The following is an 18,206-nucleotide window of genomic DNA, read 5'->3' as shown; positions in this document are numbered from 1 at the left end:
GGACTCAGCCTGCGCTGATGACAAGGACGCGTTAATTGAATCACAATTGGCATGGCACCCTGATCCGCCACTTGCTGCTGTTGGTCACGGCCTCGCTGCTGGCCGGCCTGATCAGCGGGCATTACGGCGGGTGTCTGGCCATCGGTTTGGGGCTGTATTTGGCCTGGACCCTCAAACAGTTGCTGCGCCTGCACGATTGGCTGCGCAACCACAAACCTGACGAACCTCCGCCGGATGGCTACGGCTTGTGGGGCGATGTCTTCGACAGCATTTATCACCTGCAACGGCGCGACCAGCGCGTACGTGGCCGGCTGCAAGCGGTCATCGACCGGGTTCAGGAATCCACCGCTGCGTTGAAAGACGCCGTCGTCATGCTCGACAGCGAAGGCAATCTGGAATGGTGGAACCGCGCTGCCGAAACCCTGCTCGGTTTGAAGACACCCCAAGACAGCGGCCAGCCGGTGACCAATCTGGTACGTCATCCGCGTTTCAAGGAATACTTCGCGCAAGCCAGTTACACCGAGCCGCTGGAAATCCCCTCGCCGGTCAATGACCGCCTGCGCATCCAGATGCTGATCACCCGTTATGGCAACAACGAGCACCTGATGCTGGTGCGCGATGTCACCCGGCTTCATCAGCTGGAACTGATGCGCAAGGACTTCGTGGCCAACGTGTCCCATGAACTGCGCACGCCATTGACAGTGATCTGCGGCTATCTGGAAACGCTGCTGGATAACGTCGAAGAAGTGAATCCGCGCTGGGTCCGCGCTCTGCAGCAAATGCACCAGCAAGGCGGGCGCATGCAGACCCTGCTCAATGACCTGCTGCTCCTGGCCAAGCTCGAAGCCACCGATTACCCGTCGGACAGCCAGCCCATCGCTGTGTCTGCATTGCTGCAGAGCATCACCAATGATGCACAGGCATTGTCCGGCGCCAAGAACCAGGAGATCACGCTGGACCTGGAAAGCGACTGGAACCTTAAAGGCAGCGAGGCAGAGCTGCGCAGCGCGTTCTCCAACCTGATTTTCAACGCAGTGAAATACACCCCGGCCGAAGGCAAGATTCGCATTCGCTGGTGGGCTGACGGGCGCGGCGCGCACTTGAGCGTGCAGGATTCGGGCATCGGCATCGACAGCAAGCACATCCCGCGTCTGACCGAGCGCTTCTATCGTGTCGATTCCAGCCGCGCCTCCAATACAGGTGGCACAGGGCTGGGGCTGGCGATCGTCAAACATGTGTTGTTGCGCCATCGCGGCTCGCTGGAGATCAACAGCGTGTTGGGCAAGGGCAGCGTGTTTATCTGCAACTTCGCCCCAGTCCAGATGACCAAGCCCTAGCAAAGCACGTGGATAGCCGCTAAATTGCTTCGCTTATGCCCTCCATTTGTGGGGGTTTATTCCATCCTCTTTCAAAACGGAACCTGCAAAACTCCATCATGGACCCTTCCCCTGGTATTAGCCTGGCTTCAATTTTCGCCGACTTCGGCATGATTCTCTTCGCAATGATTCTGGTCCTGCTCAACGGTTTTTTCGTTGCCGCAGAGTTCGCCATGGTCAAACTGCGCTCCACGCGTGTGGAATCCATTGCCGAGAAAAACGGCTGGCGCGGCCGTATCCTGCGCACGGTTCACAGTCAGTTGGACGCCTATCTCTCGGCCTGTCAGCTGGGCATCACCCTCGCCTCGCTGGGCCTGGGTTGGGTCGGTGAGCCGGCATTCGCGCATCTGTTAGCGCCACTTTTGGAAATGCTGGGCGTGAATTCGCCGGAAGTGGTCAAGGGCGTCTCGTTCTTCACGGCCTTCTTCGTCATTTCCTATCTGCATATCGTGGTCGGCGAACTGGCGCCCAAATCCTGGGCCATCCGCAAACCCGAGCTGCTGTCGCTGTGGACGGCCGTTCCGCTGTATCTGTTTTATTGGGCCATGTACCCGGCCATCTACCTGCTCAACGCCAGCGCCAACGGCATTTTGCGGATTGCTGGCCAGGGCGAACCCGGCCCGCATCACGAGCACCACTACAGTCGCGAAGAACTAAAGCTGATCCTGCACTCGAGCCGCGGCCAGGACCCGAGCGACCAGGGCATGCGCGTACTGGCTTCTGCCGTGGAAATGGGCGAGCTGGAAGTGGTGGACTGGGCCAACTCCCGGGAAGACCTCGTGACGCTGGAGTTCAACGCGCCGCTCAAGGAAATCCTCGCGCTGTTCCGCCGTCACAAATTCAGTCGTTATCCGGTGTATGACGCCGACCGTGGCGAGTTCGTCGGCCTGCTGCACATCAAGGATTTGCTGCTGGAGCTGGCGGCGCTGGACCACATTCCCGAGTCGTTCAACCTGGCCGAGCTGACGCGTCCGCTGGAGCGGGTTTCCAAGCACATGCCGTTGTCGCGCCTGCTGGAGCAGTTCCGTCAAGGCGGCGCGCACTTCGCATTGGTTGAAGAAGCAGATGGCAAGGTAATCGGTTACTTGACCATGGAAGACGTGCTGGAAGTGCTGGTCGGCGACATTCAGGACGAACACCGCAAGGCCGAACGCGGCATCCTCGCCTATCAGCCGGGCAAGCTGCTGGTCCGTGGCGATACGCCGCTGTTCAAGGTCGAGCGCCTGTTGGGCATCGATCTGGACCACGTCGAAGCCGAGACGCTGGCGGGCCTGATCTATGACAGCCTCAAGCGCGTGCCTGAGGAAGAGGAAGTCATGGAGATCGAGGGTCTGCGCATCATCATCAAGAAGATGAAAGGCCCGAAGATCGTGCTGGCCAAGGTCTTGAGGCTGAATTGACGATCGTCTGAACGAACGCCGCCCCGTGTAGGAGCGCGCTTACCCGCGATTGCGGTGTGTCTCAAACATGTCCTGTGACTGACACACCGCAATCGCGGGCGAGCGCGCTCTTACAATGAATCACGGCTACCCACGAAAACGAATCAATTCCCCCCAATCGCAAAATTCTGCAGACTCTGCACCGGCTGTGCGAATTCGTAGGGGATCGACTCCAGCGCCAGCCCGACGTTGCGCTGCACCACGAAATGCAGGTGCGGGCCGGTGCTGTTGCCGGTATTGCCTGAGCGCCCCAGCGGCGAGCCAACAGCGACCCGCTCGCCTTCCTTAACGCTGACCGATCCCTGCTGCAGGTGCAGATAAACGCCCATCGTGCCGTCGTCATGCAGGATGCGCACGAAGTTGCCCGACGGATTGGCGCCTTTGCCAGTCTGGCTGTTTTCGGTCTTGATCACCGTTCCGCTGCGTGCTGCGATGATCGGGGTGCCTTCGGGCATGGCGATGTCGATGGCGTAACGGCTCTTGGCGCCTACGTGGCTGTATGAGCCTTGCGGGCCCTGGCTGATGCGGAACGGGCCACCGACCCAAGGCAGCGGATAGCGATAGGCGAAGCCACTGCCCGAAATACTGCGCTGCGGATCGCCGACAATGGAGCGCAGGCTCGACTTGTAGGCCATAGCCTTGCCCGGCGTCACCGGGCTCAGTGCGATCAGGCGTTCATTGCTGCGGGCGGGAATGGTACGGCGGATGACTTGATCGGCGACGCCTACCACGTTCTTTACGCCGGAGAGCTTCAACTCGATTTCCACGGGCGCATACAAATCGTTGCGCACGTAGAGGCTGTCGGTGCCTTTGGTTTTCTTGACGTTGAGACGCACCTGAGTGTCGATGTGCTCGACCATGCGTTCGCGAAGCTTCATCACCTGCGCACCGGGCACGGGTTGGTCGGTAAACGAAACCACTCCGTTGGCGTCGGTGAATCTGTAAATGGTCACCGCTGCGGCCGATTGAGCAGCCAGCAGCAATGCACACACTACCAGCAAGCGCTCTAACATCTGGATAGGCCTGGCGTAGGGAACGATGGGGGCAAGCCTAACAGCGAAGCCGATAGAAAAGGACTTATCCGTATCAATCGGTAATAGACGAAGCGTCAAGGAAATCGCGTCAGGGTCGGACGCGAAGGGTTTTGCAATTTCTATGCTGGGTTGGAGAGCGAGTCAATCGTTGTAGGAGCGCTTGCCTGCGATAGCAATCTGTCTGACCCATCATGTGCGTCTGAACCACCGCAATCGCGGGCAAGCGCGCACCTACAAATGTCGTGTGCGCGGCTTACGCGCCGGGGACGAAGTGCTTCAGCGCCGTACCCCGGGCAATCAGCCGCGAGAGGTAGTCGAGCTTCTGGGTGTCCTGATCGACGAAACGGAAGGTCAGTTGCAGCCAATCGCTGTCCGGCTTTTGCTCGAATGCGGCGATGGCGTGCAGGTAGCCGTTCAGCCGGGCGACCTCGGCGTTTTCACCCTGCTCCAGATCGAGCACGGCGCTGTCCAGAATTTGCGGCAGGGTCTCGCCGCGGCGTACCACCAGCGAGGCTTCCTTGAGCGTCAACGCCTTGATCACGCACTGCTGAGTGCCGCTGGACAGACGCAACTGGCCCTGGCCGCGGCCGGTAGGCGCTTTCGACGCCACGGGCTGGGCTGCAGGCTTGTTCAGTGGCTGTGCAGGGGCAGAAACGCTCGGCGTCGCGGAAACCGCCTCGGGCCGGTTGCCGGTCAATGCACCCAGCGAGTCGTTGGCGAATGCCGCGTTCGCACGTGGCGGCGCGGTGGACATCAACGCTTCCAGCTTGCCTACCTTATGCAGCGCTTTCTTGACCTTGGTCAGCAATTGCTCGTTGGTGAATGGCTTGCCGATGAAGTCAGAAACACCGGACTGGATCGCCTGAATGACGTTTTCCTTGTCGCCGCGGCTGGTCACCATGATGAACGGCATGGTTTTCAGGCTCTCTTGCTGACGACACCAGGCCAGCAACTCGAGTCCGGACATCTCGGGCATTTCCCAATCGCACAACACTAGATCGAAAGCCTCACGGGCCAGTAGGACCTGGGCTTTGCGACCGTTGACTGCGTCTTCAAGCACGATGCCGGGAAAGGCGTTACGCAGCCCTTTCTTGACCAGATCGCGGATGAACGGCGCGTCATCCACCACCAATATACTGACTTTACTCATCGACGCTCCTGATGGCGTGTTCACCGCAAATGGCGAGCATATTCGCTGGCTGGTGGCCAGCTGCCAAATTGTTTGACGACACCGGGATATTTATTCGCGGGTGACAGATGATAGGCGACCGGAAAACGGATCACTCCCCCAAAAAAAAGCCCGGCATTCGCCAGGCATTTTTTCTCAGGCAATCTTACTTATCGTCAGGTGCGTCTGGAACATTAGGTATTTCGGCGGACAATCCTTTGACCTCTTCCTGCATGCGCTTGAGGCCCAGGTGGCGCACGTCGGTACCGCGAACCAGATAAATCACCAGTTCCGAGATATTGCGCGCGTGGTCGCCGATGCGCTCCAGTGAACGCAGGACCCAGATCACGCTGAGCACGCGGGAGATCGAGCGCGGATCCTCCATCATGTAGGTGACCAGTTCACGCAGCGCAGTCTTGTATTCGCGGTCGATGTTCTTGTCGTATTGCGCCACCGATAGCGCCAGATCGGCGTCGAAGCGGGCGAACGAGTCCAGCGCGTCACGCACCATTTTGCTGACCTGATCGCTGATGTGGCGCACTTCCACATAACCGCGCGGCGCCTCGCCTTCTTCGCACAACTGAATGGCGCGACGGGCGATCTTGGTGGATTCGTCGCCGATGCGCTCCAGGTCGATCACCGACTTGGAAATGCTGATGATCAGACGCAGGTCCGAAGCCGCAGGCTGACGACGGGCCAGAATGCGCAGGCATTCTTCGTCGATGTTGCGCTCCATCTGATTGATGCGGTCGTCGACTTCACGAACCCGTTGGGCCAGGCCCGAATCGGCTTCGATCAGCGCGGTGACCGCGTCGTTGACCTGTTTCTCCACCAGACCACCCATTTCCAGCAGGTGGCTGCGAACTTCTTCCAGTTCAGCGTTGAACTGCTGGGAGATGTGATGTGTGTGGCTGTCTTTGATCATGCTGAGTGTCCGTCCGATTGATTGCGCGGTGGTTCAAGGCTGACGAAACACGTGCTAGCCATAACGACCGGTTATGTAGTCTTCAGTCTGTTTTTTGGTCGGATTGGTGAACAACGTATCGGTGTCCCCGAACTCGACCACCTTGCCCATGTACAGAAACGCGGTGTAATCCGATACGCGCGCCGCCTGCTGCATGTTGTGGGTCACGATCACAATGGTGTATTTGGATTTCAGTTCGTAGATCAGCTCTTCGACTTTTAACGTCGAAATCGGGTCGAGCGCCGAGCACGGCTCGTCGAGTAGCAGTACTTCGGGTTCGACGGCGATAGTGCGGGCGATCACCAGGCGTTGCTGCTGACCACCGGAAAGCCCGAGCGCCGACTCATGCAGGCGGTCCTTGACCTCATCCCACAGCGCCGCGCCGCGCAATGCCCATTCGACCGCCTCGTCGAGAGTGCGCTTCTTGTTGATGCCCTGAATCCGCAGGCCGTAGACCACGTTTTCATAAACGGTCTTGGGAAACGGGTTGGGCTTCTGGAACACCATGCCGATCCGACGACGCAGCTCGGCGACGTCTTCGCCCTTGGTGTAAATGTCGTGGCTGTCGAGCTTGATCTCGCCCTGCACGCGGCAGCCGTCCACCAGATCGTTCATGCGATTGAAGCTGCGCAGCAACGTCGACTTGCCGCAGCCGGACGGGCCAATGAACGACGTCACCCGGCGCTTGGGGATGTTCATCTGAATGTCGTACAGCGCCTGTTTTTCGCCATAGAACAGATTCAGGCCCGGCACCTCCAGCGCCACTTCTTCGCTGGCGAGGTCCAGCACCTGGCGCTTGCGACCCAGTGCCGACATGTTGATGGCGTGGGTGTGGGAATCTTGCATGGTCGGTCTCACTTCGTTCGTAGCTGCGAGCTTTAAGCTGCAAGTCTGGTATGGAAACGCACGGCTTTTGGCTTGCCGCCTGAAGCTCGAAACGGGTTCTGGTTCACCCGTCCAGAGCTTTGTACTTCTCGCGTAGGCGGTTGCGGATGAACACTGCCGACAGGTTCAACAGAGCGATCACCAACACCAGCAACAGCGCCGTGGCGTACACCAGCGGCCGCGCGGCCTCGACGTTGGGGCTCTGAAAGCCGACGTCATAGATGTGGAAGCCCAAGTGCATGATCTTCTGGTCCAGGTGCAGATACGGATAGTTGCCATCCAGCGGCAGCGACGGCGCCATCTTCACAACACCCACCAGCATCAGCGGCGCGACCTCGCCGGCGGCGCGGGCCACCGCGAGAATCAAGCCGGTCATCATCGCCGGGCTGGCCATCGGTAGAACGATCTTCCACAGCGTCTCGGCTTTGGTAGCGCCCAAAGCCAGCGAGCCTTCACGCAGGGTCAGCGGGATACGCGCAAGCCCCTCTTCGGTCGCGACGATCACTACCGGCACCGCCAGCAGCGCCAATGTAAGCGAGGCCCAAAGCAAGCCCGGCGTGCCGAAGGTCGGTGCTGGCAGCGCCTGGGCGAAGAACAGTCGGTCCAGCGAGCCACCCAGCACGTAGACGAAGAACCCCAGGCCGAACACGCCGTAGACAATGGAGGGGACGCCCGCGAGGTTGTTCACGGCGATACGGATCAGCCGCGTCACGAGCCCCTGACGCGCATATTCGCGCAGGTAGACCGCCGCAAGCACGCCGAAAGGCGTCACGATCACTGCCATAATCAGGGTCATCATCACCGTGCCGAAGATAGCTGGGAAGATGCCGCCTTCGGTGTTGGCTTCACGGGGGGCGTCGCTGAGGAACTCCCACAGCTTCTGGAAGTAGAAGCCCAGTTTGGTCGCGATACCCATCGCGTTGGGCTGATAGGCGTGAACCACGTTGCCAAGGCTGATCTCGACTTCCTTGCCGTTGGCGTCGCGGGCGGTCAGGCTGTCGCGGTTGAAGTCGGAGTGCAGCGTGCCGAGACGGGATTCGATCTCCTTGTAACGCGCATCGTATTCAGCACGTTCGGAAGCCATATCCGCCTGAGCTTCGGCGTTCAGTTGGCCGTTGAGCTCCAACTTGCGCGCTTGCAGTCGCAGGCGCTCGATGCCGTGGTTGATCGCGCCGATGTCGGTCTTTTCCAGCCCGTCCAGCTCGGCGGAGATCTTCTGCACCCGCGCGATACGCTCATGGAGTTGCGGCCACGCGGCTTCACCCCCGGCGACGACCCGCCCATTTTCTTTGACGTTGACCAGATAGCCGTAGAAGTTACCCCACTCGCGGCGCTCGAGGGTCATCAGTTCCGCGGGCTTGCTCTGCTCGGTCAGCCACTCCCCCACCACCCAGGTGAAATCGCTGGAGTTGAGATCGCGGTTGCCGACCTTGAACAGGTCGCGCGTCATGAACTCCGAGCCTTGATCAGGCACCGGCAGGCCGGCGCCCTTGAGCCGCGAACGTGGCACTTGCTCGGACTGCACCAGCTCGCCCGCCAGCACGTGTTTAGCCTGACCGGGCACGTCGTACTGGGCGAATATCACGTCCGCCGGCCAGAAATGCCCCAACCCGCGCACGGCAATTATCGCCAGCAGGCCGATGGTCATGATCACAGCGATCGATACCGCGCCCGCACTCATCCAGACGCCAGGAGCGCCGCTGTTGAACCAACTCTTCAGGGAGGTCTTCTTCATCTGTTTCTACCTGCCCTAGAGAGACGAATACTTCTTGCGCAGGCGCTGACGAATCAGCTCTGCCAAGGTGTTCATGACGAACGTGAACATCAGCAACACCAGCGCCGCGAGGAACAGCACCCGGTAATGACTGCCACCCACTTCGGATTCCGGCATTTCTACAGCCACGTTCGCGGCCAGCGTGCGCATGCCTTCGAACAGGTTCATGTCCATGATCGGCGTGTTGCCGGTAGCCATCAGCACGATCATGGTTTCGCCGACCGCACGCCCCATGCCGATCATCAACGCCGAAAAAATGCCGGGGCTGGCGGTCAGGATCACCACGCGGGTCAGCGTCTGCCAAGGCGTGGCGCCGAGGGCCAGCGAGCCCAGGGTCAGGCCGCGCGGCACGCTGAACACGGCGTCTTCGGCAATTGAATAGATGTTGGGAATGACCGCAAAGCCCATCGCCAGACCCACCACCAGAGCGTTGCGCTGATCGTAGGCAATGCCCAATTTATTGGTAATCCAGGAGCGCATGTCGCCGCCGAAAAACGAGCTCTCCATGTGCGAACTCATGCCCAGCGATGCCCAGCCCACTAACAGAATGACCGGCAGCAGAATCGCGCTTTCCCAACCCTCGGGTACCCGCAGGCGAATCGAATCAGGCAGACGCGTCCACAGAAAGCCCGCCAGCAAAATGCCGATCGGCGTGAGTATAAGCAGACTGAAAATCCCCGGCAGATGCCCTTCCAGATACGGCGCCAGAAACAGCCCGGCAAAGAAGCCGAGGATCACCGTCGGCATCGCTTCCATCAGCTCGATCACCGGTTTGACCTTGCGCCGCATGCCGGGAGCCATGAAGTAAGCGGTATAGATAGCGGCAGCCACTGCCAGCGGCGCGGCCAGCAACATGGCGTAGAACGCAGCCTTGAGCGTGCCGTAGGTCAGCGGCGCCAGGCTCAGCTTGGGCTCGAAATCGCTGTTGGAGGCGGTGGACTGCCAGATGTACTTGGGCTCGTCGTAATTCTCGTACCAGACCTTGTCCCACAACGCGCTCCAGGAGACTTCCGGATGCGGGTTATTCAGCGTCAGTGGCAGAAGCTTGCCATTGTCTTCGACGATGACGCGATCGGCGCGCGGCGACAGGCCCATGACTGCCGGGCCGCTGGCAACCGGGTCGATCAACAACGTGCGATGCGCAGTGCTGTGGAACACGCCCAGCTTGCCGGAGAAGTCCATCGCGATGAAACCTTTGCGGCGCTGTTCGGAGGTGATCTGCGAAATCGGCGAGCCACCCATCCTGAAATCACGGATGTGCTGCAAACGCATTTCGCCGTCGACGTCACGCGCCATGAACCACTGGGCGATGTTGCCTCTGGAGCTGCCGATCACCAACGAGATGCCGCCAACCAGCTGCGTGCTGGCGGTGGTTTCGGCGTTGGCGTCTTCGAGCAGTTTGTAGCGGCCGTTCAGCGTGCGATCTTGCAGGTCGAACACATCCGCCTGGGCGCGACCGTTGATGACGTACAGCCATCGCTGACGTGGGTCGACATAGATCGCTTTGACCATTGCCGACAATTGCGGCAGCTCGATGCGGCTTTGCTCGGTGGTGGTTTCGCCGGTCATCAGGCTGTCTGTCTGGGTCAGAGACAGCACATGCAACTGCGCCCCGGTGGCGCCCGCGAGAATCAGCGTGGTGACGCTGGCGTTGAGACTGACATGCTCCAGCGCCCGCCCTTCTTCATCCAGCGCCAGCGGGGTTTGACCGTAGGGCCAGCTGATGGTCGGCGTGATGGTCTTTTCGTTCTCGGGATAGCTGATCGGGTAAGTGTGCTTGAACACCAGCACCTGACCGTTGGACAAGCCCACGGCCACCAGCGGCTTGCCGGGCTGATCCTGAGCGACGGAGGTGACGTGAGTTCCGGCAGGCACAGGCAGCGTCACGCGGGACAGTTCGTGGCCGTCATCGACATTGAAAAACAACGCCTCGCCTGTGTCGGACACGCGCATGCCGACCTGATCCTGCTCTTCGATGGCCAGCATCATGGGCTTGCCAACGTCGTGCATCCAGGCAGGGGCCTGCGGGGTTTGGGCTGTCAGCTTCGCGCCCTGAAACAGGGGGGCCACGACATAGGCCAGGTAGAAGAAGATCAACGTGATTGCAGCGAGAATGGCCAAGCCACCCACCAGCACGTACCAGCGCGTCAGACGGTCTTTGAGCGCACGAATACGACGCTTGCGTTGCAGCTCCGGGGTATTGAAATCAATACGCTCGGGCGGGGATTTTTCGCTCATCGATGAATTGGCCAAATCATTCATGCGCACACCCTAGCGGCTATGTATGACAGATACATGACAACATGGTGACGCAAAAAAGCCCGTCGCCTCGATACCGTGGCAACGGACTGTTCATGTTTTCGCAAGCCTCGTTCCACAAGGCCCTTTATCCAGCAGCGCGACGAACCTGTCACTGCGCATCAGGGTGCTCTCGACTATAAGAGCAGACCGCGCACCGTGCGACCCGTTGTTATAGCCCCAGATCAGCCAGTGTCTTGCTGACAACCTTGGCTGGTAGAGGAATGTACCCGTCTTTCATGACAACTTCCTGACCTTGTTTGGAAAGGACCAGTTTGACGAATTCGGCTTCCAGCGGGTTGAGCGGCTCGTTCGGCGCCTTGTTGACGTAGACATACAGGAAACGCGCCAGCGGATAGGTGCCGTTCAGGGCATTGGCCTGGTTGTCCTCGATGAACGCATCGCCGTCTTTCTTCGCCAGCGGCACGGTGCGCACGCTGGACGTTTTATAACCGATGCCCGAATAACCGATGCCGTTCAGCGAGCTGCTGATGGAACTGACCACGGAGGCCGAGCCGGGCTGTTCGTTGACGTTGGGCTTGAAGTCGCCTTTGCACAGCGACACCTCCTTGAAGTAGCCATAGGTGCCGGACACTGAATTGCGCCCAAACAGCTGAATGGACTTGCCGGCCAGATCACCCGTCACACCGACATCGCCCCAGGTTCTGGCGTCGGCCTTGGCGCCACACAGGCGCGTTGCGGAGAAAATCGCGTCCACCTGCTGCAGGGTCAGGCCCTTGATCGGGTTGTCCTTGTGCACGAACACCGCCAGCGCATCCGCCGCCACCGCAATCGCCGTCGGCTTATAGCCGTACTTCTGCTCGAACGCCGAAATTTCCCCATCCTTCATCCTGCGGCTCATCGGCCCGAGCGTTGCGGTGCCCTCGGTCAGCGCCGGTGGCGCAGTCGATGAACCCGCCGCCTGAATCTGGATGTTCACGCTTGGGTATTCGCGCTTGTAGGCCTCGGCCCACATGGTCATGAGGTTGGCGAGAGTGTCAGAGCCGACGCTGGATAGATTGCCCGAGATGCCGGAAGTTCTTACGTAAGGTTTGATCGCAGGATCAACCGCAGCACCGGCGCTGGCGGTGGCAAGGCCGGCTGCGACAAAAGTGAAAGCTGTCATCAAACGCTTGAAAGTCATGCCTAGCTCCTGGCGAGGGCGAAAACGGCCCGGTCGGTGGTGGCCATGTGACTACTCTATGACCGATATATGACAAAAAAATGAAAGGCCGCCATCCTTTTCAGATGGCGGCCTTAGGGGCAGCCGATTATGTCCAGTTAACGCCGGTTTGGCGCTCAGGCGACTTTTTTCGACAATAGATAGACGCCAATCACCATCCCCATCGCACACAGAATGGCCACATACCACGCAGGCCCCATTGGGTTGGCCTTGTTCATCAAACTCACAACCATTGGCGTCAGGCCGCCGAAGATGGCGTAGGCAAGGTTGTACGAAAACGACAGCCCGGAGAAGCGCACCACAGGCGGGAAGGCTTTCACCATTACGAATGGCACGGCGCCGATGGTGCCGACGAAAAGGCCGGTGATGGCGTATAGCGGGAAGAGCAGATCCGGGTGGTCGCCAACGGTGTGGTAGAAGGTCCAGGAACTGATCAGCAGTCCCAGCGAACCCAGCAGGAACACCAGGCCTGCACCGAAACGGTCAGCCAGTGCGCCCGCACCGATGCAGCCCAGGCTCAGCAGCACGATCGCCAGGCTGTTGGCCTTGAGCGTGACGGCCGGTGTGAAACCATAGGTGGTTTGCAGCAGGGTTGGGGTCATGAGGATCACCACTACCACGCCTGCCGAGAGCAGCCAGGTCAGGGCCATCGACAACACCACGGCGCCGCGGTGATCTCGCAGCACAGCCTTGAGGGGGACTTCTTCAGCAAGTTCCTTGCGTAGCTGCAGCTCGGCGAAGACCGGGGTCTCGTGCAGCCAGCGCCGCAGGTAGACCGACATCAGACCGAACACTCCCCCGAGCAGGAAAGGAATGCGCCAGGCGTAGTCCGAAACCTCTGCTGCGGTGTAGAGGCTATTGATCCAGGTGGCGACCAGCGAACCGAGCAAAATGCCCGCGGTCAGACCGGACGTGAGGGTACCGCAGGCGTAACCGACGTTACGTGCGGGAACATGCTCGGAAACGAATACCCACGCACCCGGCACTTCGCCACCAATTGCGGCGCCTTGAATCACGCGCATCAGCAGCAGTAAAAGCGGCGCCCAAACTCCAATCTGCGCATAGGTCGGCAGCAGCCCCATGATCAGCGTCGGCACTGCCATCAGAAAGATGCTGAGGGTGAACATTTTCTTGCGGCCCAGCAGGTCGCCGAAATGCGCCATGACAATGCCGCCCAGCGGGCGCGCCAGATAGCCAGCGGCGAAAATGCCAAACGTTTGCATTAAACGCAGCCATTCCGGCATATCAACGGGGAAAAACAGCTTGCCGACCACAGCCGCGAAAAACACGAAAATGATGAAGTCGTAGAATTCCAACGCGCCGCCCAAGGCGGACAGCGACAGGGTTTTGTAATCGTTGCGGGTCAGCGGACGCGAAGGCTGCGCGACACTTGAAGACACAGAGGACATGACAATGGCTTCTCTTTTGAGGCTCTCTCGGGACGAATGATCAGTTGCGATGCAGCCATGGGTAATGGCTGTGCACGCGATTTATCGACTCGAAGCGTTGATCGGGCATCAAAATTGCGTGCCAATACCGGCGTAGTGCGCCAAATCGGTCCGGCACGATAGCAAATTGCGCGCCGATGCACATGGATTGCAATGCGCGTGATGCGAAATCGAGACCGGGCGGTCGTAGGAAGGTCTTACGGCCGATATACTTGGCGACCGCGACTCAATCGGTCTCTCAGGGAATTTGTGCGAAACCATTTACCCAAGTCGTTTTCGCAGAGTTTCCCTAATTAACGTAAAGAAGACTTGAGAGTCATGGGTCAGAGGGACCCCTTAATGAACGAACTTGAACAGGAAGATCCAATTCCGCAGGGCGATCTCGCCTTGCAAATCACTGCACTGCCACGGGAAACCAACGGCTTTGGCGACATTTATGGCGGATGGCTGGTGGCGCAGATGGACCTGGCCGGTACAGCAATGGCCAGCAAGGTTGCAGGCGGACGCGTGGCAACCGTTGCCATCGATCGCATGGCGTTCCTGGTCCCGGTGGCCGTGGGCGCGCAGCTGTCCTTCTATACCCAGACCCTGGAAATCGGCCGCAGCTCGATCCAGATGATGGTCGAGGTCTGGAGCGACGATCCGCTGTCCAGTGAATGGCGCAAGGTCACTGAGGCGGTATTCGTTTTCGTCGCTATCGATGGCAGCGGTCGCACCCGCTCGGTTCCTGCCCGGCGCTGAACCGGCTTCATCGCACTTGGCATCGCGCAGTAAACTCATCAAGCTTGGCACAGTCAGATTCAGTCACTGTCCTTTGAGTGAGTACCCCTATGCCTACGCCAGAAGTCGAATCCATCCAGCTCGGTGAGCTCAATTGCTGGCGTATTCGCCACGGTCAGGCCGAACTGGTGGTCGCCCAGCAGGGCGCGCACGTCATCAGCTATCAAATCGAAGGCGATCAGCCCTTAATCTGGTCCAACCCGGGCGCGGTGTTCAAGCACGGCAAGGCTATCCGCGGCGGCATGCCGGTGTGCTGGCCGTGGTTCGGTAATTTCCAGCGCAACCCGCAAAGCGTGCAGGACATGCGCCGGAGCAGCGAACCGGCGAACGCGCACGGCGAAGTCCGGGCGATCGACTGGGAGCTGATGGGCATGGGCGAAGATGGCGATGCGCTGATCGTCGAATTCATTCAACCCAAGGCCGAAGGTCATCTGCCGGGCTGGCCACACACGGTCGGTGTGAAGCTGCAGATTCGCATGGACGCTGCGTTGAACGTCAGCCTGATCAGCTTCAACGCCGGCCCTGAAGACGTCACGCTGAGCCAGGCGCTGCATAGCTATTTCGCCGTCAGCGACGTGCATCAGGTCAGCATCGAGGGCCTGGACGGTGTGAGTTACCTGAATACCCTGGAAAGTTGGGATACCGTGAACGTGCAGGCGGGTGACATTACGTTCACCGGTGAGACGGATCGTATCTATCAAGACACACCCGACCTGATTTCCATCGTTGACCCTGAGTGGAAACGCAGGATTCGGATCCAGACCGTTGGCTCGAAATCATCAGTGGTCTGGAACCCGTGGATCGAGAAGACCAAGACCTTCAGCGACATGGAAGCCGATGGCTGGAAGGGCATGGTGTGCGTCGAGACGGCGAATGTCATGAGGGATATCGTGACGCTCAAGCCCCAGGACATGCATGTGATGGGCGTGAGTATCTGGGCCGAGCCATTGACCGACGAATGACCGCTAACTTGTAGGAGCGCTCTTTGCCCGCGATTGCGATGTGCCTGACAACATATCGATCGCATACCCACCAATGGCGGGCAAGCGCATTCCTGCAGGGGTCGCGTCGTCTTACAGATCCGCCTCAGTCACCACCCTTACCTTCGCCGCGTCCAGCGCATAGGCCGCATCGGCCAGATCATTGCTGACCTTCTCGACTTTCAGCGTGCCGATGACCCACAACGGCGTGTAGATGTCGTCGATTTTCAGGCCTTTGGGGTAGCGCACCAGTACCAATTGGTTAGGCGGCGGTGGCGGGACGTGGATGCAGGCGCCTGGGTACGGTACCAGGAAGAACAGCGTACTGTGACCCTTGGCGTCGGTTTCGAGCGGAACCGGGTAGCCACCCAGGCGAATGTTCTTGCCGTCCATGGTCGCAACGGTCTTGGTCGAATACATCACGGCAGGCAAGCCCTTGCTCTGCTTCAAACCGCCCTTGCTGTCGAACGTACCCTGGGCTTCCGGAGAGTTGTGGTCGATTTCGGGCATGGCTTCGAGCGCTTTCTGGTCCGACTTGGGCATCAGTTCGAGCCAGTCGGTTTCAGGCAAATCAGCGGCGCGTGCCAGTCCACAGACCAGCAGCAGGAAAACGAGGAGGATACGACGCATTGAGGTGCTCGGTAGGCGGGCTTGAGTGCCGCGCATTCTAGCCCTCCGCGCCGCATTAGCGCAGAGGGCCAGATTCACTTTCATTTCTTTTTGATCAAGCCGTATATCACCAACAGGACGACCGCGCCGACCAGCGCGCCAAGGAAACCTGCGCCCTCGCCTGCCTGATAAATGCCCAGCGCCTGGCCACCATAGGTCGCCACCAGAGAGCCGGCGATACCCAGAATAATGGTCATTATCCAGCCCATGCTGTCGTCGCCCGGCTTCAGAAAGCGAGCCAACAGACCCACGATGAGGCCGATGAAGATGGTTCCAATGATTCCCATGCCATGTCCCTCTGTTTTGAATGAATATGCCAAAGCCTAGTCGGCTATTGGCAACACGCTATGAGAGGGGTGTGGGGAGGGAATGGTTCAATGGGAAAACAACACGAGCTTGCAGGAGTGCGCTTGCCCGCGTTGGCAATTTGTCTCCGACAACATGAGCGCCTGACACACCGCCATTGCGGGCAAGCGCGCTCCTACAAGGAACAACGCAAACGCCCGCTGATCAATCCTTGATCAACGCCTCAACCAGCTTCACCTGACGGTCAAGCGTCGCGCGGTCTTTGCTGCGGACGGTGGCGTGACCTACCTTGCGGCCGGCCTTGAAGGCCTTGCCGTAGTGATGCAGATGGCAGTCGTCGATGGCGATGACCTGCTCAACGGTCGGCACTTCACCTATGAAGTTGAGCATGGCGCTTTCGCCTACTTTGGCGGTTGAGCCCAGCGGCAGGCCGGCAACGGCGCGCAGGTGGTTTTCGAACTGGCTGCATTCGGCGCCTTCGGTGGTCCAGTGACCGGAGTTGTGAACGCGCGGGGCGATTTCGTTGGCTTTCAAGCCGCCATCGACTTCGAAGAACTCGAACGCCAACACGCCCACGTAATTAAGCTGCTTGAGCACACGACCGGCATAGTCTTCGGCCAGAGCCTGAAGCGGATGCTCGGTACTGGCAATTGACAGACGCAGGATGCCGCTGTCGTGGGTGTTATGCACCAGCGGATAGAAGCGGGTTTCGCCGTCGCGGGCGCGCACGGCGATCAGCGAAACTTCGCCGGTGAACGGCACGAAGCCTTCCAGCAGGCACGGCACGCTGCCCAGTTCGGCGAACGTGTCGACTACATCTTCCTGTGTACGCAGGACCTTCTGGCCCTTGCCGTCATAGCCCAGGGTGCGGGTTTTCAGTACCGCAGGCAGGCCGATGCTGGCAACAGCGGCGTCCAGGTCAGCCTGCGACTGAATGTCGGCGAAGGCAGGGGTCGGGATGCCCAGGTCCTTGAACAAGCTCTTTTCGAACCAGCGATCACGGGCGATACGCAAGGCTTCGGCGCTCGGATACACCGGCACGAACTGCGAAAGGAAGGCCACGGTTTCAGCCGGCACGCTTTCGAATTCGAAGGTCACCAGATCCACTTCATCAGCCAGCTGACGCAAGTGATCCTGATCGCCGTAATCGGCACGCAGATGCTCGCCCAACGCAGCGGCGCAGGCGTCCGGTGCAGGATCGAGAAAGGCGAAGTTCATTCCCAGCGGGGTGCCCGCCAGAGCCAACATGCGACCGAGCTGGCCGCCACCGATTACGCCGATCTTCATGAAAACCTCAGGCCTCGCGTGGGTCTGGATTGTCCAGAACGCTGTCTGTCTGCTCAGTGCGGAATTTTTTCAGCACTGCGTGGAACTGCGGGTGCTTGGCGCCCAGGATGCTGGCTGACAACAATGCGGCGTTGATCGCGCCAGCTTTGCCGATGGCCAGGGTCGCGACCGGAATGCCAGCAGGCATTTGCACGATGGAGAGCAGCGAGTCGACACCCGACAGCATCGAAGACTGCACCGGCACGCCCAATACAGGCAGGTGAGTCTTGGCAGCGCACATGCCCGGCAGGTGAGCGGCACCACCCGCACCGGCGATGATCACCTCGATGCCACGCCCTTCGGCGTCTTCGGCGTACTGGAACAGCAGGTCCGGCGTGCGATGGGCCGACACCACCTTGACTTCGTACGGAATGCCGAGCTTTTCCAGCATGTCGGCGGTGTGGCTAAGGGTGGACCAATCGGACTTGGAGCCCATGATCACGCCAACCAGTGCGCTCATCGTCGTGCCTCTTCATCGGGCGCCCGCAGGCGCGTCTAAAAACAAGAAGCCACGCGGGAAAACCGGCGTGGCTTGTCGTACGAATTATGACCAGTGCAACCGGCCAAAGGCCGCGC

The 18,206-nt window shown here is 59.7% G+C and carries 16 protein-coding genes; 4 read left to right on the top strand and 12 right to left on the bottom strand.

Annotated elements, in window-relative coordinates; genetic code table 11:
- Positions 1 to 35 precede the first annotated feature (35 nt).
- Together phoR and CE491_RS10700 are read left to right on the top strand one after the other, a co-directional pair.
- Positions 36 to 1,337 carry a phosphate regulon sensor histidine kinase PhoR gene (gene phoR / locus CE491_RS10705; protein WP_110948326.1) on the top strand — a complete coding sequence of 434 codons (1,302 nt, stop codon included), beginning with the start codon at positions 36 to 38 and terminating at the stop codon, positions 1,335 to 1,337.
- Between the two features lie 98 nt (positions 1,338 to 1,435).
- Positions 1,436 to 2,776: a hemolysin family protein gene (locus CE491_RS10700; RefSeq protein WP_110948325.1), complete on the top strand. Its 1,341-nt coding sequence runs from the start codon at positions 1,436 to 1,438 to the stop codon at positions 2,774 to 2,776.
- Between the two features lie 143 nt (positions 2,777 to 2,919).
- Here the strand turns inward: CE491_RS10700 and CE491_RS10695 are convergent, their stop codons facing one another.
- From CE491_RS10695 to CE491_RS10660, 8 genes are all read right to left on the bottom strand, one after another.
- On the bottom strand, positions 2,920 to 3,828 hold the full coding sequence (locus tag CE491_RS10695; RefSeq protein ID WP_110948324.1) for a peptidoglycan DD-metalloendopeptidase family protein: 909 nt from the start codon (positions 3,826 to 3,828) through the stop codon (positions 2,920 to 2,922).
- Positions 3,829 to 4,102: 274 nt separating this feature from the next.
- Positions 4,103 to 4,999, bottom strand: coding sequence for a response regulator (locus tag CE491_RS10690; RefSeq protein ID WP_110948323.1), 897 nt, complete (start codon positions 4,997 to 4,999; stop codon positions 4,103 to 4,105).
- A gap of 184 nt (positions 5,000 to 5,183) precedes the next feature.
- Entirely contained in the window at positions 5,184 to 5,942 is a 759-nt protein-coding gene (gene phoU / locus CE491_RS10685; RefSeq protein ID WP_110948322.1) for a phosphate signaling complex protein PhoU, read from the bottom strand.
- Between the two features lie 54 nt (positions 5,943 to 5,996).
- Positions 5,997 to 6,827, bottom strand: a complete 831-nt coding sequence (gene pstB, locus CE491_RS10680; protein WP_110948321.1) for a phosphate ABC transporter ATP-binding protein PstB — start codon at positions 6,825 to 6,827, stop codon at positions 5,997 to 5,999.
- 103 nt (positions 6,828 to 6,930) lie between these two features.
- Positions 6,931 to 8,601 carry a phosphate ABC transporter permease PstA gene (gene pstA, locus CE491_RS10675; protein WP_110948320.1) on the bottom strand — a complete coding sequence of 557 codons (1,671 nt, stop codon included), beginning with the start codon at positions 8,599 to 8,601 and terminating at the stop codon, positions 6,931 to 6,933.
- Positions 8,602 to 8,616: 15 nt separating this feature from the next.
- Positions 8,617 to 10,902, bottom strand: coding sequence for an ABC transporter permease subunit (locus tag CE491_RS10670; protein WP_199885065.1), 2,286 nt, complete (start codon positions 10,900 to 10,902; stop codon positions 8,617 to 8,619).
- A 208-nt stretch (positions 10,903 to 11,110) separates the two neighbouring features.
- Complete coding sequence (locus tag CE491_RS10665; protein ID WP_110948319.1) at positions 11,111 to 12,082, bottom strand: phosphate ABC transporter substrate-binding protein PstS family protein; 972 nt, start codon at positions 12,080 to 12,082, stop codon at positions 11,111 to 11,113.
- A 155-nt stretch (positions 12,083 to 12,237) separates the two neighbouring features.
- Positions 12,238 to 13,530, bottom strand: a complete 1,293-nt coding sequence (locus CE491_RS10660) for an MFS transporter (protein ID WP_110948318.1) — start codon at positions 13,528 to 13,530, stop codon at positions 12,238 to 12,240.
- A gap of 378 nt (positions 13,531 to 13,908) precedes the next feature.
- On the opposite strand from CE491_RS10660, the gene CE491_RS10655 reads away from it, so the two are divergent.
- Positions 13,909 to 14,310: an acyl-CoA thioesterase gene (locus tag CE491_RS10655; protein WP_108236231.1), complete on the top strand. Its 402-nt coding sequence runs from the start codon at positions 13,909 to 13,911 to the stop codon at positions 14,308 to 14,310.
- Positions 14,311 to 14,399: 89 nt separating this feature from the next.
- On the top strand, positions 14,400 to 15,311 hold the full coding sequence (locus CE491_RS10650) for a D-hexose-6-phosphate mutarotase (RefSeq protein ID WP_110948317.1): 912 nt from the start codon (positions 14,400 to 14,402) through the stop codon (positions 15,309 to 15,311).
- Positions 15,312 to 15,422: 111 nt separating this feature from the next.
- Here CE491_RS10650 and CE491_RS10645 read toward each other — a convergent pair whose 3' ends face one another.
- From CE491_RS10645 to purE, 4 genes are all read right to left on the bottom strand, one after another.
- Positions 15,423 to 15,959 (bottom strand): DUF3299 domain-containing protein, encoded by a 537-nt coding sequence (locus CE491_RS10645; RefSeq protein WP_110948316.1) that lies wholly within the window; start codon positions 15,957 to 15,959, stop codon positions 15,423 to 15,425.
- Between the two features lie 80 nt (positions 15,960 to 16,039).
- On the bottom strand, positions 16,040 to 16,285 hold the full coding sequence (locus CE491_RS10640; RefSeq protein ID WP_110948315.1) for a GlsB/YeaQ/YmgE family stress response membrane protein: 246 nt from the start codon (positions 16,283 to 16,285) through the stop codon (positions 16,040 to 16,042).
- A gap of 223 nt (positions 16,286 to 16,508) precedes the next feature.
- On the bottom strand, positions 16,509 to 17,591 hold the full coding sequence (locus tag CE491_RS10635) for a 5-(carboxyamino)imidazole ribonucleotide synthase (RefSeq protein ID WP_110948314.1): 1,083 nt from the start codon (positions 17,589 to 17,591) through the stop codon (positions 16,509 to 16,511).
- A gap of 7 nt (positions 17,592 to 17,598) precedes the next feature.
- The gene (gene purE / locus CE491_RS10630; protein ID WP_110948313.1) at positions 17,599 to 18,090 is read right to left on the bottom strand and encodes a 5-(carboxyamino)imidazole ribonucleotide mutase; all 492 of its coding nucleotides are present in this window, start codon (positions 18,088 to 18,090) and stop codon (positions 17,599 to 17,601) included.
- Positions 18,091 to 18,206 lie beyond the last annotated feature (116 nt).

It is taken from the genome of Pseudomonas bohemica (assembly GCF_002934685.1).
In the GTDB taxonomy this organism is placed as follows: Bacteria; Pseudomonadota; Gammaproteobacteria; order Pseudomonadales; family Pseudomonadaceae; genus Aquipseudomonas; species Aquipseudomonas bohemica.
The sequence above is the reverse complement of the archived record's forward strand: the minus strand, read 5'-3'. Positions and strand labels throughout refer to the sequence as shown.